The organism is Pseudomonas lundensis (assembly GCF_001042985.1).
Lineage (GTDB): Bacteria > Pseudomonadota > Gammaproteobacteria > Pseudomonadales > Pseudomonadaceae > Aquipseudomonas > Aquipseudomonas lundensis.
Genome location: NZ_JYKY01000020.1, coordinates 26,213 through 49,432 on the forward strand (window position 1 = coordinate 26,213; position 23,220 = coordinate 49,432).

Here is a 23,220-nt window from a genome sequence, read left to right on the forward strand (position 1 = left end):
TTTTGAACAATCGATCCCGGACGGTACTCAAGAGGACTCGCCGGGTGACGAGAAATCTTGTTCCCTACGCAGGCGTTAACCTGATCAGGTTCAACGGGATCCGAAATTATTCGATCTCAGCCTCATAGCAAGGCACCCCGACAAGAACCCGGCCAGTCTAGACAAGACTGAGGCAGAACGCCAACCTCGGAATAATCAGCCTGATAAAAGTCGCAACAACGGCATTGTTGCAAGGTGTCACCGCTACTACACTCGCTACGTCTTGACACCACGAGTGCCACACGAGGCCTCGGGAGTTTATTTTCTCCGCATTATTGAACTAGGGATCGCTCATGCTGCGCAAACTCTCACTGGCTATCGCCGTGTCTTGTGCGACCAACGTAATGGCCATGCAAACCCAGGCCCCCTTGGCCAGCCAGACAGGCCTAGTCAGCGTGTATCACGAGGCGGTGGATAACAACGCCGACCTGGCGGCCGCCCGTGCCGACTACGCGGCACGCAAAGAAGTGGTGCCGCAGGCCCGCGCCGGCTTGCTGCCCAACCTGTCGGGCGGTGCCGAGTCGAGCAGCGTGCGCACCTCCATTGACCAGCCTTCGTTGACCACTACACGCAGTGCGGTGGTGTATCAGGCAACGCTGGCGCAGCCGATCTTTCGCATTGACCGCTGGTTCCAGTTAAAAGCCGCTGAATCGGTCAACGAGCAGGCCGCGCTGCAACTGTCGGCCACGGAACAAAACCTGATCCTGCAAACCGCCGAGTCTTACTTCTCGGTGTTGCGTGCCCAGGACACGCTGGCCGCGACCAAGGCCGAGGAAGCGGCGTTCAAGCGCCAGCTGGACCAGTCCCGCGAACGCTTTGACGTGGGCCTGTCGGACAAAACCGATGTGCTGCAATCCCAGGCCAGTTACGACACCTCGCGCGCCAACCGAATCGTGGCACAGCGCCAGGTCGATGACGCGTTCGAGGCGCTGATCACCCTGACCAACCGTCAGTACAACTCGATCGAAGGCATGCGCCACACGCTGCCGATCCTGCCGCCGTCACCGAACAACGCCAAAATCTGGGTGGAAACCGCCGCGCAGCAAAACCTCAATCTGCTGGCCAGTAACTTTGCCGTGGACGCCGCGCAGGAAACCCTCAAGCAACGCAAGGCCGGTCACGCGCCGACCCTCGATGCGGTGGCGCAGTACAAGACCGGCGACAACGACGGTTTTGGCCTGAGCAACCCCAATGCCTTGCAGCAGCGCTACAGCGGTGACGTGTCGCAGCGCAGCATCGGCATTCAGTTGAACATTCCGATCTACAGCGGCGGCCTGACCAGTTCGCAGGTCCGCGAGTCCTACTCGCGCCTCGATCAGACCGAACAGCAACGTGAAGGCTTGCGCCGTCAGGTGGTCGAAAACACCCGCAACCTGCACCGCGCGGTCAACACTGACGTCGAACAGGTTCAGGCGCGCAAGCAGTCGATCATTTCCAACCAGAGCGCACTGGAAGCCACGGAAATCGGTTATCAGGTGGGCACGCGCAACATCGTCGACGTGCTGGACGCCCAGCGCCAGCTGTACAACTCGGTGCGTGATTACAACAACACCCGTTACGACTACATCCTCGACAACCTGCGCCTCAAGCAAGTCGCCGGCACGCTGAACCCCGGCGATCTGGACGCGCTGTCGCGTTACCTGAAAGCCGACTACAACCCCGACAAAGACTTCCTGCCGCCCGATCTGGCTCAAGCAGCCGAAGCAAATATGCGCTCACCAGGCAACTGAAGCCGTTGACCGGGATCTGGGCTACGGCTGCGATCCCGGTTTTCATCGGCATACCCCGCTACCACCTGTACCTGTCAATTGCAGTGGTTAATACGGCATCGGTCGTGTGACTTCTGGAACCCATAACAGGTACGCCTATGCCTACATCCCTTGCAATAACACCAGCCCCGGTTTCCCTCACCCCTGCTGCCAGCGCTGTCAAGGCTCAGTTCGCTGACCCGCCAGATCTGGAGGCGATGGCACGCACCCTGCTGAGCAGAGCGATTGTTGAAAAATACCCCTCTCTGACAATCGACCTGACACACACCAAGCTAGCGGTTCCGCGTGACACCTTGGGTTGGGACTTACAACCCTTTTTCCCCATGGTGCTGGACTATCTTGGTAATGGCACAGCGCTGGATTTCACCCCCCGCAACAATCAACCCTATTTCCTTTGCGACGACCCACCTCATAGGCTCGCGCCTGCTGACGGCACGCTGGACATGAACGTCATCAAGGAGGTGGTCGAAGAACTGACCTGGCGTCTGCCAATCAGCTTGCAGAACGCGCTGAGTGATTTCTGGTCAGCAGCCTCCAACACCGGTATCAGCCGCTGGCTATGGCTCAGCCATATGTTCAGAGACAACCTGACCATCAGCGTCGCGCAACAGCCCGACCTGACAAACGACACTCGTAGCGCCATCCAGCAACTTATCGACTACCCCGAGAGAAGGAATCGGCTCGCCCAGTATGGGTCAAAGGCTGCCCGCGCCTATTTGCTCAAGGCCACCCTCAGCAATGGGGGGGAGCGTTCGGGTTTGAGCTCAATCATGCTCATCGAAAGCCCTGGCCAATTGCTTTGTTGGTTCCAAAATGGCCAGATAGGTTCGTTCAGATCCTGGGATTCATTTACCCTTGCCTGGGGAACGAGATTGGGGATTTCCGGGACCGTAAAGAGCATTTACACCAAGCGCTTTGAACTCGATGGCGACGTGTTCGAAGCCCGCAGTGCCGCCGAACTCAATCAACAGCTGGAAAGCCTGATCCGGCTCAAATTACCGGCGAGTATCGGCTGGTACTCATTGCAAGCGGTGTACAAGGACATCGCTGATCCGTCTGTGCGATTCCTCACTACGGCCAAGGCTGACCCGCAAACACTCGCCACTCTCGAACAACACCTGCCGGACTGGCTCAAAAAAGCGTCACTCTCGGATCAGGCGCGCTACCGCCAGTTCAGCCTGGCGCTGGCGAGCACGAAAAAAAACCATCAAGTGAAAACATTCCTGAGTGATATCGCCGATATTCACGTTTATACCGTCGAGGTTTTGCATCAACTGCTGCGACGCGATTTACACAAATTTGAGCCTGACGCCAAGCATCGGAGCCCCGAAGACCGGTTGGCGCCCAACGATATTGAGCTGACATTTCACACCGTGACAGGGCTGCCCGGCACGATCGGCATCGAAGAACGGGTGCACATGAGCCTGACCGAACTGGCCCTGAAAAACCTGATGGGGCTTCCTACTGGCCGCTTGACCCTGCGTCATCGAACAGGGTTTGACCTGCCCGCCTGGCTGACCCCCGAATACATCACCCGTCGTAACGGGTTGATCGAGCAAGCCAATATCGGTGAGGTCTACCCCAAGCACCTCGAAAGCCTGCTCTTGAGTGATACCCCCGACGCCCAGGAACGCCAACGTCTGTACGCCGAGTACCTGCGTCTACAGCTGCCATTGCTGGCGCTGGAATTGAGCCTCAAAAAAGAGAATGGCGTGACCGCCCGGGGCGCCCGCTATGTCGCTGCGTTGATGAACCGGTTGTCGGTTGACCGGCAGGTCGATGGGCAAACAGTGGTCATTCGTCATTTGGGATTTTTGCGAGAAAAAGAAACGGCGCTGGATGTCGTCAGCAACATGTTCATCATTGAATCGGACAGCATGGAGAGAGGCCCGCATCTGCTCTATCGCCCTTTTTACGCGCACCCCTGATCGAGTTCACGACCCGAGCGACCTTAATGAGCGCAATCGCCGAACCCGGCGCGTTGCAAGACAGCGTGCTCACCTGGCTGAGCGACAACGCCCGCCCGATCTACGACAAAGGCGGCTTCAAAGAACCGCACATCGTGCGGTTTGGAGTCGGCGATGAGTTCGCCCCGTTCTCTGTTCCCGAACCTGCCCAACTCGCAATCAATGGCGCCAACAACGAGCTATTGCAGTACTTGCTCAACGGTCAGTTGATGCTGTCGCTGTACGGGAGTAACGCCAGAGCCCTGATCGACCAGGCCGAGGCGGCGTCCGTCTCCAACAACGAAAGCCGATGGGGTATTTTTCTGGAAGGTGGCGGGCTGATTTTCAACAGCCTTATGCAACTGCCTGGTTTGCCTCGCCCCCTGATGTTAGCGGGCTGGCTGCTGGGCCTGGCTCAATCGGCGATTGGCGACATACCGGCACTCGAGAGCCATGACTCAAACGAAAGAGAGCTGGCATTGGTCGATGTGCTGATCAATGTCGGCCAACTGCTCTTGCACCTGGCTCCGAAGGGTAATCCAGAACGTCTGCCAGCGCTAAAACAACTGAAACAAAGCGCCGTACGTCCTTTTGCACCGCCTCGCGTTGCCGAAGAGTGGCCCGAACCGCCACCCCCTCGCATCCATGAGGGCGCCGTGGCCTTACCCGGAGAGTTCCCCAACAGCGAGAGCACGATCCTGGACTTCAGCTTTGCCAGCGCTCGCAATCGCCTGACCCCCAGCCAGCGCGAACGGCTGGTGGCCTTGCAGATCACCCGACCTACACCCTTTCCACCCGCCCACGCCAACGGAGCCGCCAAAGGGCTGTACTCCATTCAAGGCAAATGGCATGTGCTGATCGACACAGCGCTGCTCTTCGAAGTTGAATTGCAGCCTGAGGGGCATGCCACCATTGTTTCGCCTACGGGTATTCGCCACAGGGGGCCTAACGTTCGGGCAGACGCTAATGGTAACTGGTCCCTGGATTTGGGCTTGCGCCTGCACGGCGGGATGCCACCCAAGCGCATCGCCGCGTTCAAACAGCAAAAACAGACACGGATCAACGAACTGAAAGCCACGCTGGAAGCCTTTTTCGATCACGAGAAACCGCTTCACGATAACCTGCGCACCACGCAAGCCATCTATTTACACGCCAGCAAAGACCCCCGCTTTACGATTGAACAACTGACGCAGTTTCGCGATAAGTTCCAAGCTGCCATCGCCCGACAACAAACCGCGTTGCAAGAACTCCTGGACAGCATTAACGAGCGCAGCGAACTGCACATACCGTTTAGCGAACAAGTGGTCATTTCATTGCTGGAAAAGGCATTTGATAATCGCGCCGCAGCGTTGTTCGGCCTGGCCTCTGAACAAAGGGTGATCGCCCGGCAATGGCCACAGTTCACCACCCCTGGCCCCGCACAGGAAGTGGCCGCACACAACGCCCCTCAAGAATTCCTGCATTTCATCAAAGTGCAAATAGAACTTAATGAGCGCGCCGTCGACTACCTGGACACCCGCAACAGCTTCATCGAACGACTAAACAACCTGAGCAACGCAGGGGTTGAGGCCGCGAATAAACTGATCGAGAGCCTCTCTGCAGAAGAACACAGCAGTCTGGCGCTCAAGAGTTTCCTGCTCAACTGTCTCAAGCTTGCCAGCTCCAAGAGCGATGCCGGCATCAAGGTTGAAAGCAGCCTCGACAATGCCATCGACCCTCTCAAGGAATATGTTCAGACCCATAACCAACTCAACACCCTTGAGCTTGAGCCCGGTAAGCGTCTGGAAGTGCTGGATAGTGTTGTCGAGCACTACGGTCACGCGCTGGACGCCCTGCAAGGGATCGAACTGATCAACAGAGATGAACTGGACATCGATTACTTCAACAAACTTCGCCAACTGCTGACTGACCTCTACAAAGAGGCAACCGGGCAACTGGCCGCAGAAATAAAACCCCCTGCAAAACCTCGCAAAAAAACCCGCAAACGCACACCCTCGGTAACCGGCAAGCCACAACGCAAGGTGATCAATGCGCGCGGCAAAGGCAGTTTGATTGGCAGCGTTCTTCCGGCGGGTGGCGAATGGCCGATTGAGGTGATAGAGATACGCGCCGAGTACGACAACAAATTGCTCTCCACCTATGCACAGCACGGGGAGGAATGGGTCGAGATCCAGGCTTCACGTCCCGCCGCCCCCATTGTCAAACGCATGCTGGACGTGGTTAAGGGCCAGGCGCGCAAGCTCTACGCGATGTTTGAGCACATCAAACGCAGGGCCGCACGCTACAAGCGCCAGGTACGCCACCCTGAAGAAATAGAAGAAATCCTCAGCCATGAAGCGTCCAAGTTCGACAAATTGGCAGACGAACTTAACGCGGCACTGCAGGAAAAGCCGGAAACAGACCGTTTGCCTGCTGATCAAATGTTGGTCAATGACATGCATAGCGCGGCCCAGCAACTGGATCAGACCGGTAAAGCACTGCGCCTTCAGCTCTGCCTTGAGCTACCACCGACCCAGGGCAACCTGCAATACCTGCTGGATGGCAGGCGGGTACAAATTGCGGGCCTGAGAGGGCGCGTTCAGTTAACGGGTGAACGGCGGGATTATATTCAAGAGTTTTCCATCAGTGAGCCGGGCAAGCCGCCCCTGTGGTATGCCCACTTTCACTACGAGCACGCCACCACGCCTAAAGAGAATTACACCGTGGCCCACCTGAAAACCAAAGAGCAACGCAAGCTGAGTTATTTTTCCCAACTGAACACGGCGCAAAGCGAACAAGCCATTGTGAACGTACACCGTGGTCAAATCGGTAAAAACATGGCCGAGCGCTGGTTCTTACCTTTAGCGCACTAAGGGTTCTGCGTCACCGGATGGATAGGCGATAGCAAACGCGCCAATCCATCCAGTAAATGCTGCAAGGCCCCCTGATTGGCCCGCATCACACTCAGACCCGCCTGAGCCATGTGCTGTGCATCCTGAGGCAACTCGAACAAACGCCGAACCGCAATGGCCAGCCCTTGAGCATCGTCCACTTCCTCCAATGCACCGGCCTGACGCAATAGCGTTGCAATTTCCAGAAAATTGAACAGGTGGGGGCCGCTCAGCACAGGCTTGCCCAGCGCGGCCGGTTCCAGCAGGTTGTGCCCGCCGTTGGGAACCAGGCTGCCGCCAACAAACGCGCTGTCGGCCAATGCGTACAAAAACAACAACTCACCCATGGTGTCCCCCAGCAGCACTTGAGTGTGCAGGCCGACCGGCGCGGCTGTAGAGCGGCGCAGCGTATCGAAACCTTCACGCTGGCACAGCTCGAACACGCTGTTGAAGCGCTCGGGGTGACGCGGGACAAGAATCAGCAACGCATCGGGATAGTGGCCGAGCAGTTGTCGATGGGCCGCCAGGATGATTTCGTCCTCGCCTTCATGGGTGCTGGCCGCAATCCACACCGGGCGTTCTTGCGCCTGCCATTGTTCACGCAACGCTCGCGCCGCGGTGAGCAGTTGCGGGTCGATGGTCAGATCGAATTTGATCGAGCCGGTCACTTGCACGCATTCAGGACGCGCGCCCAACTGACGGAAGCGCTCGGCTTCGGCTTCGGTCTGTACCGCGATCAAGCTCATTTCTTCGAGCATGGGCCGGGTGAGTTTGGCGAAGCGCGCATAGCCTTTGGCCGAACGGGCCGAAAGCCGGGCATTGGCCAGCGCCACGGGGATCCCGCGCTTGGCGCACTGGTGGATGTGGTTGGGCCACAGCTCGGTTTCCATGATGACGGCCAGTTTGGGCTGCACCCGCGCTAAAAAGCGCGCCGCTGCCCACGGCAAGTCGTAAGGCAAATAACAATGCTGAATGCGCGGTTCATCGGCAAACAGGGCCTCGATCCGCTGTGAACCGGTCGGCGTCATGCAGGTCACAGTGATCGGCATCTGTGGATAACGTGTGAGCAGCGCCCGAATCATGGGCGCGGCAGCAATGCTTTCGCCCACTGACACGGCATGCACCCAGATCCCGCCCGGCTGCATCACGGGCAGGTTCAGGGCGAAACGTTCACCGATGCGTTTGGCGTAAGCGGGCGCCTTGCGTGCCCGCAGCCACAAGCGAATCGCTACCAGCGGCAGCCCCAGATGAAACAGCAAGGTGTACAGGGTTCTATTCATGGGCGCGGAGTTTACTTGAAAACGACATCCACGATGATGGCACCGAACAAGGCCCGCGCAAGGTGCAATAAAAACCGCTACACACTTTTACAATCACTAGAATGCCGTGCTGTTAAATTGCTGCGCCCCTCATTCAGGACTCCAACATGAACGCTTACTACTACTTGGCCATCGCCATTTGCGCCGAAGTGATTGCCACCGTATCGATGAAAGCGATCAAAGGTTTCAGCACGCCCTTGCCCCTTGTGCTGGTGATTGCCGGTTACGCCACGGCGTTCTGGATGCTGACGCTGGTGGTGCGCACCATTCCGGTCGGGGTTGCCTACGCTGTGTGGGCGGGCATGGGGATCGTGATGGTGAGCGTTGCCGCACTGTTTATCTACGGACAGAAACTCGACGTGCCGGCCATGCTGGGCATGGCGCTGATTGTGCTGGGCGTGGTGGTGATTCAGCTGTTTTCCAAAACCGCCGGTCATTAACCCGCTGCACGCCGTGGCGCTGAAGCGCGGCGTCGCAGGGTTAGCCTGATAGGGGCGCGATCAGGATGTATACTCCCGGCCTTGTCTTTGAACGCTGAGGTCGCCCATGCCATCTGTAATTTCCACCGACGTATTGATTGTCGGCGCTGGTGTCGCCGGCCTCTGGCTCAATGCCCGCCTGCGTAAACAGGGCTTTTCCACGATAGTGGTCGAGCGCGAAAGCCTGGGCGGCGGCCAAAGTGTGAAGTCTCAAGGCATCATCCATGGTGGCGCCAAGTACGCGCTGCATGGCGCACTGACCGGCGCCTCCGAAGCCATTGCCGACATGCCGCGCCGCTGGCGCGAAGCGTTGGCCGGTGACGGGGAACTGGACTTAAGCGGCGTTCGTATCCTGTCCCAGGCCCATTACCTGTGGTCACCGGGCACACTGGCGGGCAACCTCACCAGCTTCTTCGCCAGCAAGGCCGTCCGGGGCCGTGTCGATCAGGTCAAGGGCGAGCAATTGCCCCCTGCCCTCCAAGACCCGCGCTTCAAAGGCAAGGTGTACCGTCTGGCCGAGCTGGTGGTCGACGTGCCGAGCCTGATTGAACGGCTGGCCAACCTCGCAGGGGATGGCTTGCTCGCAGGGCAATCCATCGAGCCGCTGTTCGAGAACAACGATCTGGTGGGCTTGCGGGTCGACGGGCGCGACATCCACGCGCAACGTATCGTGTTCAGCGCCGGGGCCGGTAATGCCGAGCTGCTGGCCGGTGCAGGCATCAGTGTTCCCGCGCAACAGGTGCGGCCTTTGCACATGGTGCTGGTCAAGGGGCCGAGCCTCAAACCGCTGTACGCGCACTGCCTGGGCGGCGGTCCCAAGCCGCGCATTACCGTGACCACCCACCCGGCGGCCAATGGCGAGTGGGTGTGGTATCTGGGGGGCGATATTGCCGAGGCCGACGGGGTGGCCCGCGAACCGGCCGAGCAAATCGCCGTGGCGCAAAAAGAGCTGAGCAACCTGCTGCCGTGGGTCGACCTGAGCCAGGCGCAATGGGCCACATTGCGGGTCAACCGTGCTGAACCCGCGCAATCGGGTCTGGTGCGCCCGGACAACGCCTTTCTGTCCGATCAGGGCCGCTTGCTGGTGGGCTGGCCCACCAAACTGGCGCTGGCACCGGATTTCTCGGACCGCGTGCTGCAAGCCCTGGAGCAGGACGGCATCAAACCGGGTCATGCCCCTGCCCTGCCTGAGCTGCCACGCCCGCCACTGGGCCAGACACCCTGGGAGCAACTGCTGCCATGAGCCAACCTACCTTGCACGACCTGCATCGCCCGCTGGGCAGTACCGGCCTGTCGGTGTCCCCGCTGGGGCTGGGCACCGTCAAGCTGGGCCGTGACCAAGGGGTGAAATACCCCAGCGGTTTTCAGATCCCGGATGATGACGAAGCACGCATGCTGCTCAAGCTCGCGCGCGACCTGGGGATCAACCTGATCGACACCGCGCCGGCCTATGGCCGCAGTGAGGAACGCCTCGGGCCGCTGTTGCGCGGGCAGCGTCATGAATGGGTGATCGTCAGCAAAGTCGGTGAAGAATTCGTCAACGGCCAGTCCAGCCATGACTTCAGCGCCGCCCACACCCGACAGTCCGTGGAGCGCAGCCTTCAGCGTTTAGAAACAGACGTCATCGATCTGGTGCTGGTGCACTCCGATGGCAATGATCTGGCCATTCTTAATGAGGGCGAGGTCTATGAAACACTGGCCGAACTCAAGCGCGAAGGTAAGATCCGGGGCTTCGGCCTGTCAGGAAAAACCGTTGAAGGCGGGCTGAAAGCCCTGCAAACCGGCGATTGCGCCATGGTCACGTACAACCTGAATGAGCAGGCCGAAAAGCCGGTTATCGATTACGCGGCGGCGCATGGCAAGGCAATTCTGGTCAAAAAAGCGCTGGCCAGCGGCCACGTCTGCTTGAGCCCGGGGGTTGACCCGGTGCGGGCCAGCTTCGAACTGGTGTTTGGCCATCATGGGGTTGCCAGTGCTATTGTCGGCACCATCAATCCTTTGCACCTGGCCCACAACGTGGCAACGGTAGCGCAGGTGTTGCGCACCCCCTGATGCCGCCGACGCGGCCGACCCCGACGCAAGAAGGAGCCGACATGCCGCGTTCACTTATCCGCAAGAATCCCAGCGACTTCAAAACCCTGGCTCTGTTTGTCGAGGCCACTGCCGAAGGCTTGAGTTACCAAAGCGTCGGCATGCCGCTCAATTTTGCGCAAACCCTGCAAAAGCGCCGACAGGTCGACGTGGCCGATACCGGACGCTTCGGGCTGGAGCTGGCGAATCTGGGCGTGTCCGTACGCCTGACACTGCAATGGCAGGGCCGCGATTACTGGGTATTGGTGCGCCAGCGGCGTCAGGATCGTGGCGATGTGGTGCTCAAGCTGATCTCCGGCTACGTCCCGGCCCATGAGGTGAATCTGCCGCTGCACACCGCCATTCAGGAAGTGGCCGAAGAATGCCTGCTGGAAACCCCCGAAGGCTGGCTCGGCGGACGCTTCAACGAGACCTGGCTGCCAGCCCCCTACATCAGCGCGCTGCATTACCGCGAAGCCCTGCCCTTTCGCCTGACGCCCAACTCGGGCGCGGCGCGTCCCGTGCGCTGTGGCAGCCAGCCCCTGCTGGAACGTCCGCGGGCCTACGTGCATTTGCCGACGGCATCGCTGCAACTGGTCTATGACTTGCGCCTGGAAGTGCCCAAAGAAGCCAAATCCCTGAGCCTGTTTCATGTGGACGAACGGCTCGAAGGTGATCAACTGGTGGCGCGCCTTGATCGCAAACGGCCTGATTTGTACCTGATCCCGCTGACCGATGGCCAGCCGTGTGCCGAGCTGTACACCCTGAACAAAGACACATTGCACGCGGCAAGTACCCGTGGCCTGCATCTGGCAGAAAGTTTTGCGGTTCAGGAAGGCTGGGTGGTGCGCGAAGAGCGGATTCGCTGGAAGGACTGGCTCAAACAGCAGGGTTTGAGCGAACCGGACAAAGAGTCGAGGCTCAAACGCTTGACCGGCAAGGCCAGGCAAATATTCAGAAAAGTGGTGAAACGCAAAAACACCTCAACCTGACCCTTCTCCCACAAGGGAAGAGTCAGATCGGGGCAGGCCCGCACACCTTACTGGCCGCGGATTTTCTCGACGATGGCGGTGGTCGAGCTGTTCTCGACCAACCCCAACACTTTTACCGTGCCGCCGTAGGCCGACACAATGTCAGCGCCGACTACCTGGTCGATGCCGTAGTCGCCACCTTTGACCAGCACGTCAGGCTTGACCTGAGCCAGCAGGTTTTCCGGAGTGCCTTCAGGGAAGCTGATGACCCAGTCCACCGCGCCCAGCCCGGCCAGTACCGCCATGCGGCGGTCAACGCTATTGATCGGACGGCCCGGGCCTTTGAGACGGCTCACCGAGGCATCATCGTTGACCGCGACGATCAAGCGATCGCCCTGGGCACGGGCCTGTTCCAGATACGTGACATGACCGGCATGCAGGATGTCGAAGCAGCCGTTGGTGAACACGATTTTCTCGTTGTGGGCACGTGCATCGTCGATAGCCAGCAGCAGTTGCTCCAGGCTCAACACACCCCGCTCGGACCCTTCTTCGCGCTGGATGGCGCGACGCAGTTCCGGCGCGCTGATGGCTGCCGTACCGAGTTTACCCACCACAATGCCAGCAGCCAGATTGGCCAGCGCGACGGCGTGTGGCAGTTCTTCACCCGCGGCGATCGCGGCAGCCAAGGTAGAAATGACCGTGTCGCCTGCACCGGTCACGTCAAACACTTCACGGGCCCGGGCTGGCAAGTGCATGGCCGGGAAGCCCGGACGCAGCAGGGTCATGCCGTGCTCGCCACGGGTTACCAGCAGCGCACCGAGGTCGAGATCGGCCATCAGGCGGGCGCCCTTGGCAACCAGATCGGCCTCATCGGTGCAGCCGCCCACAATGGTTTCGAACTCGCTGAGGTTAGGCGTGATCAGGCTGGCGCCACGGTACACCGAGAAGTCCTTGCCCTTGGGATCAGCCAGTACCGGGATGCCTTTGGCGCGAGCGGCCTGGATCAGCACTTGATGGTTTTTCAACGCGCCTTTGCCGTAATCCGACAGCACCAGCACCTTGATGCCTTCGAGCAAGTTGTCGACTTCAGCCCCCAAGGCCAGTGCATCCGTGGCGAAGGGCTCTTCAAAATCGATGCGCAGCAATTGCTGGTGACGGCTCATGACCCGCAGCTTGACGATGGTCGGCTGATGGGCAATACGCTGAAACAGCGCGCGCACGCCTGCACCTTGCAGGCTATTGGCCAGACTGTCGGCGGCTTCATCATCGCCCGTCACGCCCACCAGTGAGGCAGGCGCACCCAGTGCAGCGATGTTGAGCGCAACGTTGGCGGCGCCGCCCGGGCGATCTTCGATTTGCTCGACCTTGACTACCGGTACTGGCGCTTCAGGGGAAATCCGTGAGGTTCCGCCATGCCAATAACGGTCGAGCATGACATCGCCTACCACCAAGACAGGGGCTTGATCGAATCGCGGCATGGACAACTTCATGGAGAACCCACATACAAAATGAACAGGGGCGCGATATTAACACAGGGTGAACGCTGGTCAGTTCACGGTATTTATCGCGGGGAATGAGAATCAGACGAGGCTTACATTACCCGTATCGACCTACACACGGGCAAACGCGGGAGAGGGGCAGGCCCGTCTCCCGCGCAGGGTCAGGCGATATCGCCCGAGGTCAGGGGCGCATCCAGTCCCATGGAATGCAGGCGCGCGTAGTAACCGTTTTGCGCCAGCAGTTCGGTATGGGTGCCGCGCTCAACGATCTGGCCCTGATCCATGACCAGAATCAGGTCAGCCTTCTCGATGGTCGAAAGACGGTGCGCGATCACCAACGTGGTGCGCCCTTCCATGACGTGATCGAGTGCCGCCTGAATATGGCGCTCGGACTCAGTGTCCAGGGCCGAGGTCGCTTCATCCAGAATCAGCAACGGCGCGTTTTTCAACAAGGCCCGCGCGATTGCCAGACGCTGGCGCTGACCACCGGAGAGCAGCACGCCATTTTCACCGACCTGTGTATCGAGGCCTTGGGGCAGTTGCTCGATGAAGTCCATGGCATAAGCGTCGCGCGCGGCTTTTTCAATGTCGGCACGCGGTGCGCCGGCCAGGTCGCCATACGCAATATTGTTGGCGACCGTGTCGCTGAACAGGGTCACGTGCTGAGTCACCTGCGCGATATGACGGCGCAGGTTGAGCAAGCGGTACTGCTCGATTTCGATGCCGTCGAGCAGGATTTCACCCGAGTTGTGATGGTAGAAACGCGGAATCAGGTTGGCCAGCGTCGACTTGCCGCTGCCCGAACGCCCGACCAGCGCCACCATCTGGCCCGGCTCGGCCGTGAACGTGACGTCCTTGAGCACCTGACGATCCGTGTCCGGGTAGGTGAAGTTCAGGTGACGGACCTCGAGGCGACCGCTGACGTGATCACGCTCCACCGTACCGGTGTCCACTTCCGGTTTTTCGTCCAGTTGCTCGAAGATGCTTTCAGCGCCCGCCACACCCTTCTGGATAGTGGAGCTGACTTCGGACAGTTGGCGAATCGGCTTGGGCAACAGGCCCGCCAAAGTGATGTAGGCAATCATGTCGCCCGCCGAGGCGTCGCCGCGCATGTACAGCACCAGAAACATCAGGATGCCCATGGCCACGTAGATCACCAATTGCAGCATCGGCGTGTAGATGGCCCCGGTACGGGTCATGCGCAGTTGTTTGTCGGTGTTGCTCTGGCTGGCTTTCAGGAAGCGTTGTTGCTCGTACTTCTCGCCGCCGAAGCTGCGCACCACGCGGTAACCCTGGATAGTTTCGGACGCCACGTGCGTCACGTCGCCCATCGCCACCTGAATCTTCTTGCTCTGTTTGCGGAATTTTTTACTGGCCGTGCTGACCATCACCGCGATCAGCGGCAGGATGGCGATCATCACCAGCGTCAGGCGCCAGTTCATCCACAGCAACGACGCAAACAGGAACACCACGGTCATGCCTTCACGGATGACGACCTTGATCGCATCGGTGGCCGCACCGGTGACCATGGTCACGTTGAAGGTGATGCGCGAGATCAAGTGCCCCGAGTTGTGCTTGTCGAAGTACCGGTTAGGCAGCACCAGCAGGTTGTTGAACAACTGGACCCGCAGGTCGTGAACCAGGCCCAACGAAACCTTGGCCAGGAAGTAGTTACCCAGGAACGAGCCAAAACCTTGCCACGCTGCAATCAATACGATCAGCAGCGGGACCGCCTGCAGCAGGCGCAAGTCTCGCAAGTAGGGAACCGAGGGGAACAACACCGCATCCGGATTGGACAGGCCATCCACGAAGTACTTGAGGATGTAGCCCAGCATCGGCTGGGTGGAAGCAAAGATAAGAAAGCCGATGATGCTCAGCAGAAACAGACCGATATAAGGCCGGACATAACTGAGGAGGCGCAGATAGATCTTCAAGCTCGATTCGCTTGAGCTGGGGCTGGATTCGGTCATATCACGCGACAGTTGTGAAAAAAGGTTGCTGACTTTATCACAGCTTCTCTGATGTACTGCCAGCCGGTTGGGACAAGGTCTCACAGGACGCCTAAAACGACATTAAATGGCCATTACGTTAATATGGTCATCCAAAACCTGGAATGAACCTTTCAGCATGCAATTCAGTTACTTGAGCTACTCAAAACATCGGATGTTCGATTTCATTTGCCTGTGGCTTTTGCCTATCGGGCTTTTTTTGCTTCTATCTGATTTGTATCTTGTGCCCGACCGCAGCATCCACCACAAACTGTATTACGGTTTGTTCAGTATTCCGACACTGATTGCCCTTCTCTTGCGACCGCGCGAGATGAAGACCTTGCTTCAAGAGCCCTTGATCCTGGGCATGCTCGCGTTTATCGCCTGGGCAATGATCACCCTGATCTGGAGCCCGACCGATAACAGTCCGCTCGGCCTGCTGAAGCCTCCGCTGCATATCCTGATGCTGTTTTTGGGGTGCTCGCTGCTGGTCAAATACCGCAGCGAAAGCCTACAACCCGTGTTCTTCGGCGCCGCCGTCGTTGCGCTGGTGATGACCGTTTACAACTTGTATGTGTTTGCCGGCATCTATTCACCAGAAGCGCGGATGGTGGGCACTGGTGCCTTCGACAACCCGCTCCTCAGTTCCCATGCGTTTGGTTTCTTTTGCATTTACTGGCTGACCCTCGGCATGACCAGCAAGCGCCAAGCCATTGTTCTGGCAGCGGCCCCCGCGTGCCTCATCATGTTTGCCGCGCTGCTGGCCACAGGCTCCAGAACACCGCTGGTGGCGGTGGTGTTGAGCATGATCTGGCTCAGTTTCATTTGCTGGAATCGTCGATCGCTGGCGCTTGTCGGCATGCTCATTGCTGGCGCCATTGTGGTTTTCACCCTGTTCTCAGACATAATTTTCAGCCGTGGCAGTTCCTTTCGTCTCGATATTTGGCAGATGGCGCTTGAGCTGATTGCCCAGAAACCTTTCATCGGATATGGGTATGAAGCCCCTGTATCGTTCGATCTTCCGGGGGTTGGCTATTCACTCAAAGAACCCCACAACTTTGCGTTGGGCGTACTGTATTACGTCGGAATTATCGGCTTCTTGCCTTGGGCGTTCATGCAGCTTTGGGGCCTGTACAACAGCTGGCGCCATCGCGTAAATCCCCTGTTCATTCTGGCTTCAGCCTGGCTGGTGTACGGCATTGGCGCCTCGCTGACAGAGGGCGGCGGAATCTTGCCACGCCCAAAGGAACACTGGTACCTGCTGTGGATTCCCTTGGCGCTGATCGCTGCATTGAGCGTGGGCCAGCGACTCAAGGCCATCCTAGACCGACCGGTCAAATGCCTGAGCAACGCCGATTACAAAGCGCTTGAAGTCAATGCCAAGGTGATCGAAGAAGACGGCCTGGGGCCAAAAGTCCTTCGACTGGAAAACGGCAATTTCCTGAAACTCTTCCGCGAGCGTCGCTGCTATACCTCCGGCAGTTTCAATCCTTATTCACAGCGCTTTGCCGTCAATAGCGAGCGCCTGCAAGCACTGGGCATTACCGCACCCGCCATTCTGGACCTGTATGTCTTTGCCGACGGCAGCAGCGGCGTGCTGTATCAGCCATTGCCTGGCCAAACGTTGCGACAAGTGATGCAGTCGATGGGCTCCGGCGCGATGCGACAGGCGCTGGTGGAGCGTTTCGGCAAGTTTCTGGCGTTACTGCACGAACAAGGCGTTTACTTCCGTTCACTGCATCTGGGCAACGTCTTACTGATGGACGACGGTGAGTTTGGCCTGATCGACATTGCCGACCTGCACCTGTACCCGTCGCCCTTGAGGCTTGCTTTACGCCAACGCAACCTGCGCCACATGCAGCGTTACCCCGAAGACCGCCGCTGGCTGTTCGAAGAGCAGTTGCAAGCGTTGCTCGATGGCTATGCCAGCCTTGCGCCGGAAATTGCCGTTGGCCGCTTGAGGCGCCAGATTGAACAGCTGGGCCAGACTGGGAGCACCGTCAGTTGAGCCTGGGGAGCAACAACCCGTTATGGGCCGTGATTGCTTACGCACTGGCGATTACCACTTCAGCGTTGTTGCTCCGCTATTTCCCGCGAATCCGGGGAAGCCTTGAGCATGTCGGTGAAAACCGTTTTTCCAGTGTGGATGGACTGCGCGGGTATTTGGCGTTCGGGGTGTTTATCCATCACGTCGCCATTACGTGGGTCTATTTGCACACGGGTGAGATAAACGTCCCGCCGAGCAAATTTTATACGCAGATTGGCCTGGCCAGCGTCGCACTGTTCTTTATGATTACCGGTTTCCTGTTTTGGGGACGCCTGCTCAAGCATGGGCGCCACCACGACTGGCTGGCATTTGCCGTGTCGAGGGTATTCCGGCTTTATCCACTTTACCTGCCGCTATTGGCACTGGTGATTTTCAGCGTTCTCTACATTCAGGATTGGGAGCTGAAAGACTCGCCTGGCGAGGTGGTACGGCAAGTTTTGGCATGGCTCGTATTCGACCGTCCAGATATCAATCAGTACCCGCAGACGGGGATGCTGATCTCCAACGTCACCTGGACACTCAACTATGAGGTGTTCTTTTACATGGCACTGCCGCTGTTCGGTGCCGTGTTCCTGTACCGAAAACACTGGATTCAGGTGGTAGCGTGCCTGATCGGCATCTATGCCCTTTATCAAGTAATTGGCTGGGAACACTCGCTGAAAAAGCACATCCTGATGAGCTTTCTAGGCGGTATAGCGGCTGCCTACTGGGTGCGCAAGCCAGAGCGAATGGCGTGGGGGCAGACCCCGAAAGCAGGCCTGATTGCATTATTGGCGCTGGCCATTGAGCTCCTGCTGTTTCGTAAAAGTTTCGCCATTTTCCCGCTGATGCTACTGACCGTTTTTTTTACGATTGTGGCCTCGGGCAACACACTCTTCGGTGCACTGAGACTGCGCAGTATCCGCTGGATGGGAGAAATCAGTTACAGCACCTACTTGCTGCATGGTTTCGTCATCTGGCTATTGATGCAACGCTTGCCACTGGCGCTGCCATTCGACACCAAGGAACCCTTGGTTTTCCTGACTCTCACAGCCTTCAGCAGCTGTCTGTTGATAGCGGTCAGCAGCTTGACGTTTTTGCTGATTGAGAAGCCAGGCATTAATGCTGGCAAGCGTTTTCTGTCTTGGCTGCGCAGAAAGTCGCCAGACAATAGCCACGTCAAGCCAGCCTCTGAAACCCACAACGCAGACTAAACGCTGCGTTGTCTCGCATAGGCCAGAAAACCGTCAATGTCGTCACTGCACAACGCACCGACCACTTGCTCGATCTCCGGTAATGGCCAGTCCCACCAGGCACTTTGCAGCAACGCGAGACGCTGCTCTTGCGGGAAGCGCCAGCGCAAAAAGCGCGCCGGATTACCGCCGACAACGGCATAAGGTTCTACGTCGCGAGTCACCAGCGCACCGGCTGCCACAATAGCGCCATGCCCGATGGTCACCCCCGACAATAAGGTGCTGTTAGAGCATAACCACACATCATTGCCAATCACGACATCGCCACGGGTACCGTTGTAATCAGCGATATGTTGCGCCGATTTGAGCATGGCAGGAAACGGGAACGTGGTGACCCAATCAGCACGATGGTGCCCGCCCAAAAAAATGTTAACCCCCTCGGCGATCGAGCAAAAAGCCCCGATGCGCAAGGTTGAACCTTCCTTCCAGTCGTGCACCTGCGGCAGCCCGTAGCTGCCATAGCCGATGGCGTAATCCGGATACTGTTGCTTGAAACGCGCGACACCCCGCTCAATTTTTGGCAGTTTTCGAATAGCGCGCTTGGCACGCTTTTCCCGATAACGCTCCAGCCATCCCATAACGACTCCCGGTTCGCTCAGCTCTTTTCCAGCGGCGAAAAATACAACCGCCCCAGACCGCGCCAGGTTTTGCCGGTCCAATGTTTGAACGGGATCTGCTTGAGCAGCTCTCGCGCCAGCGCCCGGTCACGGTTGGCTGTTTTGAGGAACATGGAGTTGAGAAACTTGTACCGCACCTCGTCGTAGAGCGGGTGATCGCTGAACAGGGCGTAGATGCGCAGAATGCTGTCGATCATGAACCGGTGATTTTTGTACGAGTTGGTCGCGTGCTTGCGGTATTGCGCCATCACCACGTTCAGGCCGTCGATAAAGTACCCGGCGTGGGTGATTTTCAGCTCGATGTACAAATCTTCCAGACGAATGCTCGGGTCAAACCCTCCCACCTTGTCCAGCGCTTCGCGGCGAATCATCAGCGTGGTCGCCGGCGGGTAAGGCTTGCGCTCAAGGAACATGTCATCAAAGTCCAGACGACGGAACGGCACATCACGGCGCTGGCGTTTCTCGGGATATAAATTGCCTTGGGCATCGATCAGTTCAATGTTGCCCGCGCAAATACCGACTTCGGGTTTGCCGTCCATGTATTCCACCTGAACCGCAATGCGGTCGGGTTTCATGATGTCGTCGGAACCGAACGGTACGATCAACGAACCCTTGGCCCGCGCGATAGCGCCGTTGAGGGTGTTGGTCAGGCCCTGATTCTGCTGCACGCGAAAATCAAACCCATGGACCGCCTGCAAGCGCTGGATACGCTCCACGCTGTCGTCGGTCGAGCCATCGTCGACCACCAGCAACTCGATGTTCGGATACGTCTGATCCAGAACGCTCTGAATGCTCTGTTCGATGTAGGGGGCGTGGTTGTACGAGGCGATGATCACCGTCACCAACGGTTGAGCGTGTGTCATGAGCGTTCCTTGCGAGCCTGACTCAAGCCTGAGTCGATCAAATCTAAATACGCCTGGCGGAACACCTCGATGTCATGGTGCTCTTGCAAATAGCGGTAAGCCTGTTCGCCCTTGGCGCGCAGGGCTTCGTCCGGCAGCGCCAGGTAGTCATCGAGCGCAGCGGTCAGGGTGGCGACATCGCTGGGTTTGACGGCCAGCCCGCCAGCGCCCTGAATCAACGGCAACATGGCCGGCACCTCGGTAGCAATCACCGGCAGGTGGCCGCTCATGCCTTCCAGCAATGCCAGCCCCAGCCCCTCGGCCAGTGACGGCATGGTCCAGATGTCGAAAGCGCGCACGTACTGCAAGGCGTTTTCCTGAAAGCCCAACAAATGCGCCCGGCCATTGAGGCCCAACTGCTGGATTTGCTCGCGCAAGCGCGACTCTTCTCGCCCGGCGCCAATGATCGCCAGTTGCGCGTTCGGGTATTTGTCTTTCAGAGCGGCAAAAGCCTGCAACAAGAAGCGGTGCCCCTTGATAGGCACCAGTCGCCCCAAGGCCCCCACCATGCGTGCATCTTGATCCAGCCCGAGCTTTTCGCGTGCCTGAACGCGCGGCAATTGCAGGGCTTCGGCCTGCTCAATGTCGATGGCATTGGTGATCGCGTAGGTATTTTCGTCAGTAAAGCCGCATTTGCAGTCCAGCAAGTACTGCTTGACCGCAGGCGACACGCCAACAAAACGCCACGCCTTGTCGATCAGGCGCTTGGCCTGGCTGCGGCGATACACGCGATCGTATTCACCAAAGCCGTGGGAAATCCCCACGCACAACGGGATTTTCAGCCAGCGATTAAGCTGCAACATCATGTTGACCGGCTTGAAGCGGTTGCAGATCACCACATCGAATTGCTCTTTGCGGCAGAATTTGTACAGCGCCCACATGGCGCGGATGCGCATGCCTTTGAGCGCCTTGTCGCTGAACTCGAAGTACACGGAATGATCCGCCTTGCTCACCGGCTCACCCGGGCCGGGGCGCCCACGCAAAAATGCGGCGGTGATCTCGTAACGCTCACGGGGCAGCGCACGCACGATTTGCTCGGCAAGGTCGGCAAAATCGTGGGATTTGACGTTGTAATCAGGCTGCAACTGCAAAACCTTGGAACGTTTCATAGCTCTCCCCGGTGGAATCCGGTGGCATCAATAATCCAGGCGGGCTCTGCGGCCAGACGCTGGACAGTGACGGGATCGGGTATGGGCAAGGCCGCCCATTCATTGCGCTTCCAGCAGACGAAGTGAAAGTACGGAAAGGTGTGGTCACCGTCACGATCATTCGTTAATTGGCCGTTCTTCCAGAACCATTGGCCCGGGAAATTTTCTGTGCCGTCATGCCATTTGATGCAGCCACCCGGCGTACTGAACGCCTCGGTGAAATCGCTGGTACGACGCAACGGGTTGAACTTGCCCACAAGATCAAACAAAGGCTTCGGAAAATTCTTGCGCCACAAGAAGATGCGGCTGAATGCGCCTTCATCCAGCGCATGATGCTGATCATCGGTAAAACGCTGCTGCCAGTTTTCGATTTTCATGAACAGCTCGCGCTTGCAGCGCGTATTGCGCATCAGGCACAGATGGCCGGCCACGCGGCGCTCGTGGGTCGAGAACAGGTCATAGCGCGACAGGCGTTCAGCCGTGAAGTAGCTGCGCAAGTTGCCATACACCAGGTCAATGTCGCCAAACGCCCAGAAATCGTAACCCTGAAGGCGGTCTTCATGGATGTAACCCAGCGCGGGCTTGATGTCACACAACTTATAAGCAGCTTTGGGCGCGAAGTGGATATTCAGACGCTCAGACACAATGCGGCAATAGTCGCCAAAACTGATGCTCTGGATTGTTACGTTGGGTGGCAGGTTGTCAGGCACGCCGCAGTCGCTGAACAGCAGCCAGTCAATGTCTGGGTTGCGCCGGCAACTTTCCAGAAAAAAAGGCATCCAGAACGGCCACTGGCCGAAGTATGGAATGACAAACACAATACGCGGCGATGGTTTTATCACAGGGAACTCAATGTAAAGGTCGAGATAGAGGGCAATGCTATGCCCCTGATTACGGTGATTCTTATTATTTGAGCCGCCAAAACAACTCATGGCGGCGAACCGCTTTACGGAAAAACTCGTTTTCACCCCAAGGCGATGGCTTTCGGCCAGCCAAGAGTGTCTGTATCGACCGCCGCACGCGGCGCTTGAGCGCTGCACGCGGTTGCAGGTCATGCATCATGCCCAACGCCATGGCCTTGTCACGCTGCTGCTCTGAACTCAACAACAGGCAGCAGGGCTGCAACGTGAGTGCGGTGTCGAACACCGGTGGCAACGCGATGCCATCACCGCTGTTGCCCATCGGCCAGCGGTCATTGTCATGCAAATGGTTGGCGTAGCCCAAGATCGTCTGCGGCTGCCACTCCAGCCCTTCAAGCGCCTCAATGACCGCTGCATGGGCGCAGACATGGTCGGGGTGTGGATCGATGGCGGGATGCGGCAATACCAACACATCAGGCCGGGCCCGCAAGATCAATGCGCGCACATCAGCCAACAGGTTGTTCCAGGTCGGCGCACCGTCCAGGTCACCTGGCAGTGCGAACGCGTTCAACTGGCGAAACAGCCGAGTATCGGTCAGGTCGGCTTCGCGTGAAGGCACCGGCTGGTCAGGGGCTGCCTGCATGGCGGGCAGTTGCAGGCAGAAGTAGCCCAGTTGCGCGCATTGCGCTTCGGGCACCCCGGCCCAGCGCGGCACAGCCAGACTGTCCCAGGCGCGCAGACGGCCCTTGAGCCGAGCCGCTTCAGCGCGTCCAAGGCCCATCTGCTGATAGTGCTCGGCCTCGATTTCGCCCGCTGTCAGGGTCACGATCCACGCCTCGTTGGCCTGACTGTACAAACCGAACGCCGCCAACTCGGCATCATCGGCGTGAGGCGCAATCACCATGACACGCTGCTCGCGGTAATCAGGCTGGCGCATAACCCACAGTTGAGGCGGGCCCATGACCCGGCAATAACGACCACGAAGGTTCAACTCACCTGCGATCAACGCGTCGGCATTGCCCGTGAGGTTCACATAGCGCAGGCCATTCACGCCCCGCTCAAAGGTTTGGCGGTCGTCGGAAAACACGACAAACGGGTCGATAAAACGTCCCAGCCAGCTGCTTTTGACCTTGAGCGCGAGGATCAGGGTTTCGTTGCCGCACAGGTCAATGGGCGCGTCCAGTACCAGGCGACTGCCTTCAAGGCGAACAGCCGGGCACTCGCTATCAGGTGTAAAACGGTACTGATAGTCGTCTTGGGGCGCGTAAAACAGGTGGTCGGCAAACCACGCTTCGTGGGCGATCCAGCCCAGGACGGCCAGTACTAACGGCAGCCACCAGGCCACCAGCACCCCGCAGGCAATCAGTATCACCAAGCCGATCAGCAAACTGATGCGCTTGTTGCGTCGATGGCGCTTTAGGAGTTGTTGCTTGCGAGTCATGACTGGGCTCTTGGTTGCTGGCG

General features: G+C 58.4%; 17 protein-coding genes and 1 riboswitch. Of the genes, 9 read left to right on the plus strand and 8 right to left on the minus strand.

Features of this window, described 5'->3' with window-relative positions; all coding sequences use genetic code 11:
• Positions 1 to 44: 44 nt before the first annotated feature.
• A riboswitch (TPP riboswitch) is annotated at positions 45 to 150 on the minus strand.
• Between the two features lie 182 nt (positions 151 to 332).
• From TU74_RS15910 to TU74_RS24710, 3 genes are all read left to right on the plus strand, one after another.
• Positions 333 to 1,769: a TolC family outer membrane protein gene (locus TU74_RS15910; RefSeq protein WP_047291625.1), complete on the plus strand. Its 1,437-nt coding sequence runs from the start codon at positions 333 to 335 to the stop codon at positions 1,767 to 1,769.
• Between the two features lie 137 nt (positions 1,770 to 1,906).
• Entirely contained in the window at positions 1,907 to 3,736 is a 1,830-nt protein-coding gene (locus TU74_RS24705; RefSeq protein ID WP_241485578.1) for a hypothetical protein, read from the plus strand.
• A 26-nt stretch (positions 3,737 to 3,762) separates the two neighbouring features.
• Positions 3,763 to 6,606 (plus strand): hypothetical protein, encoded by a 2,844-nt coding sequence (locus TU74_RS24710; RefSeq protein WP_053070022.1) that lies wholly within the window; start codon positions 3,763 to 3,765, stop codon positions 6,604 to 6,606.
• On the opposite strand, the gene waaA is transcribed toward TU74_RS24710, so the two are convergent.
• Positions 6,603 to 7,904, minus strand: coding sequence for a lipid IV(A) 3-deoxy-D-manno-octulosonic acid transferase (waaA, locus tag TU74_RS15920; protein ID WP_048377059.1), 1,302 nt, complete (start codon positions 7,902 to 7,904; stop codon positions 6,603 to 6,605). The genes TU74_RS24710 and waaA overlap by 4 nt on opposite strands.
• A 146-nt stretch (positions 7,905 to 8,050) precedes the next feature.
• Here waaA and TU74_RS15925 point away from each other — a divergent pair, with 146 nt between their 5' ends.
• From TU74_RS15925 to TU74_RS15940, 4 genes are all read left to right on the plus strand, one after another.
• On the plus strand, positions 8,051 to 8,383 hold the full coding sequence (locus TU74_RS15925) for a DMT family transporter (protein ID WP_047273091.1): 333 nt from the start codon (positions 8,051 to 8,053) through the stop codon (positions 8,381 to 8,383).
• A gap of 106 nt (positions 8,384 to 8,489) precedes the next feature.
• Complete coding sequence (locus tag TU74_RS15930) at positions 8,490 to 9,665, plus strand: NAD(P)/FAD-dependent oxidoreductase (protein ID WP_048377060.1); 1,176 nt, start codon at positions 8,490 to 8,492, stop codon at positions 9,663 to 9,665.
• Positions 9,662 to 10,474, plus strand: a complete 813-nt coding sequence (locus TU74_RS15935; RefSeq protein WP_047273089.1) for an aldo/keto reductase — start codon at positions 9,662 to 9,664, stop codon at positions 10,472 to 10,474. Before TU74_RS15930 ends, TU74_RS15935 begins: the two co-directional genes overlap by 4 nt.
• Positions 10,475 to 10,515: 41 nt before the next feature.
• Positions 10,516 to 11,484, plus strand: coding sequence for a hypothetical protein (locus TU74_RS15940; protein WP_048377061.1), 969 nt, complete (start codon positions 10,516 to 10,518; stop codon positions 11,482 to 11,484).
• A 47-nt stretch (positions 11,485 to 11,531) separates the two neighbouring features.
• On the opposite strand, the gene hldE is transcribed toward TU74_RS15940, so the two are convergent.
• Complete coding sequence (gene hldE / locus TU74_RS15945; protein ID WP_047275041.1) at positions 11,532 to 12,953, minus strand: bifunctional D-glycero-beta-D-manno-heptose-7-phosphate kinase/D-glycero-beta-D-manno-heptose 1-phosphate adenylyltransferase HldE; 1,422 nt, start codon at positions 12,951 to 12,953, stop codon at positions 11,532 to 11,534.
• A gap of 170 nt (positions 12,954 to 13,123) precedes the next feature.
• Positions 13,124 to 14,932, minus strand: a complete 1,809-nt coding sequence (gene msbA, locus TU74_RS15950; RefSeq protein WP_048377062.1) for a lipid A export permease/ATP-binding protein MsbA — start codon at positions 14,930 to 14,932, stop codon at positions 13,124 to 13,126.
• Between the two features lie 157 nt (positions 14,933 to 15,089).
• Between msbA and TU74_RS15955 the strand changes: the two genes are divergently transcribed.
• Positions 15,090 to 16,958, plus strand: a complete 1,869-nt coding sequence (locus TU74_RS15955) for a bifunctional O-antigen ligase/aminoglycoside phosphotransferase family protein (RefSeq protein WP_193790971.1) — start codon at positions 15,090 to 15,092, stop codon at positions 16,956 to 16,958.
• Positions 16,959 to 16,960: 2 nt separating this feature from the next.
• Positions 16,961 to 18,190, plus strand: coding sequence for an acyltransferase family protein (locus TU74_RS15960; protein WP_179291802.1), 1,230 nt, complete (start codon positions 16,961 to 16,963; stop codon positions 18,188 to 18,190).
• Here TU74_RS15960 and TU74_RS15965 read toward each other — a convergent pair.
• The 5 genes from TU74_RS15965 to TU74_RS15985 all read right to left on the minus strand — a co-directional run bounded on the left by TU74_RS15965 (position 18,187) and on the right by TU74_RS15985 (position 23,197).
• Positions 18,187 to 18,807, minus strand: coding sequence for a CatB-related O-acetyltransferase (locus TU74_RS15965; RefSeq protein WP_047291608.1), 621 nt, complete (start codon positions 18,805 to 18,807; stop codon positions 18,187 to 18,189). The two genes, TU74_RS15960 and TU74_RS15965, sit on opposite strands and share 4 nt — an antisense overlap.
• A 17-nt stretch (positions 18,808 to 18,824) precedes the next feature.
• A complete protein-coding gene (locus TU74_RS15970) occupies positions 18,825 to 19,709 on the minus strand; it encodes a glycosyltransferase (protein ID WP_047291606.1) in 885 nt (294 codons plus the stop codon).
• Positions 19,706 to 20,857: a glycosyltransferase gene (locus TU74_RS15975; RefSeq protein ID WP_047273081.1), complete on the minus strand. Its 1,152-nt coding sequence runs from the start codon at positions 20,855 to 20,857 to the stop codon at positions 19,706 to 19,708. The genes TU74_RS15970 and TU74_RS15975 overlap by 4 nt, the downstream gene beginning before the upstream one ends.
• The gene (locus TU74_RS15980; RefSeq protein WP_169839396.1) at positions 20,854 to 21,738 is read right to left on the minus strand and encodes a DUF6625 family protein; all 885 of its coding nucleotides are present in this window, start codon (positions 21,736 to 21,738) and stop codon (positions 20,854 to 20,856) included. Before TU74_RS15980 ends, TU74_RS15975 begins: the two co-directional genes overlap by 4 nt.
• Positions 21,739 to 21,802: 64 nt before the next feature.
• Positions 21,803 to 23,197 carry a PIG-L deacetylase family protein gene (locus tag TU74_RS15985; protein ID WP_047291605.1) on the minus strand — a complete coding sequence of 465 codons (1,395 nt, stop codon included), beginning with the start codon at positions 23,195 to 23,197 and terminating at the stop codon, positions 21,803 to 21,805.
• Positions 23,198 to 23,220: the final 23 nt, after the last annotated feature.

Bases quoted from the DNA above. Each gene is read 5' to 3' on its own strand.
- TU74_RS15910 (WP_047291625.1), top strand. From the start codon at position 333: ATGCTGCGCAAACTCTCACTGGCTATCGCCGTGTCTTGTGCGACCAAC.
- TU74_RS24705 (WP_241485578.1), top strand. From the start codon at position 1,907: ATGCCTACATCCCTTGCAATAACACCAGCCCCGGTTTCCCTCACCCCT.
- TU74_RS24710 (WP_053070022.1), top strand. From the start codon at position 3,763: ATGAGCGCAATCGCCGAACCCGGCGCGTTGCAAGACAGCGTGCTCACC.
- waaA (WP_048377059.1), bottom strand. From the start codon at position 7,904: ATGAATAGAACCCTGTACACCTTGCTGTTTCATCTGGGGCTGCCGCTG.
- TU74_RS15925 (WP_047273091.1), top strand. From the start codon at position 8,051: ATGAACGCTTACTACTACTTGGCCATCGCCATTTGCGCCGAAGTGATT.
- TU74_RS15930 (WP_048377060.1), top strand. From the start codon at position 8,490: ATGCCATCTGTAATTTCCACCGACGTATTGATTGTCGGCGCTGGTGTC.
- TU74_RS15935 (WP_047273089.1), top strand. From the start codon at position 9,662: ATGAGCCAACCTACCTTGCACGACCTGCATCGCCCGCTGGGCAGTACC.
- TU74_RS15940 (WP_048377061.1), top strand. From the start codon at position 10,516: ATGCCGCGTTCACTTATCCGCAAGAATCCCAGCGACTTCAAAACCCTG.
- hldE (WP_047275041.1), bottom strand. From the start codon at position 12,953: ATGAAGTTGTCCATGCCGCGATTCGATCAAGCCCCTGTCTTGGTGGTA.
- msbA (WP_048377062.1), bottom strand. From the start codon at position 14,932: ATGACCGAATCCAGCCCCAGCTCAAGCGAATCGAGCTTGAAGATCTAT.
- TU74_RS15955 (WP_193790971.1), top strand. From the start codon at position 15,090: ATGCAATTCAGTTACTTGAGCTACTCAAAACATCGGATGTTCGATTTC.
- TU74_RS15965 (WP_047291608.1), bottom strand. From the start codon at position 18,807: ATGGGATGGCTGGAGCGTTATCGGGAAAAGCGTGCCAAGCGCGCTATT.
- TU74_RS15970 (WP_047291606.1), bottom strand. From the start codon at position 19,709: ATGACACACGCTCAACCGTTGGTGACGGTGATCATCGCCTCGTACAAC.
- TU74_RS15975 (WP_047273081.1), bottom strand. From the start codon at position 20,857: ATGAAACGTTCCAAGGTTTTGCAGTTGCAGCCTGATTACAACGTCAAA.
- TU74_RS15985 (WP_047291605.1), bottom strand. From the start codon at position 23,197: ATGACTCGCAAGCAACAACTCCTAAAGCGCCATCGACGCAACAAGCGC.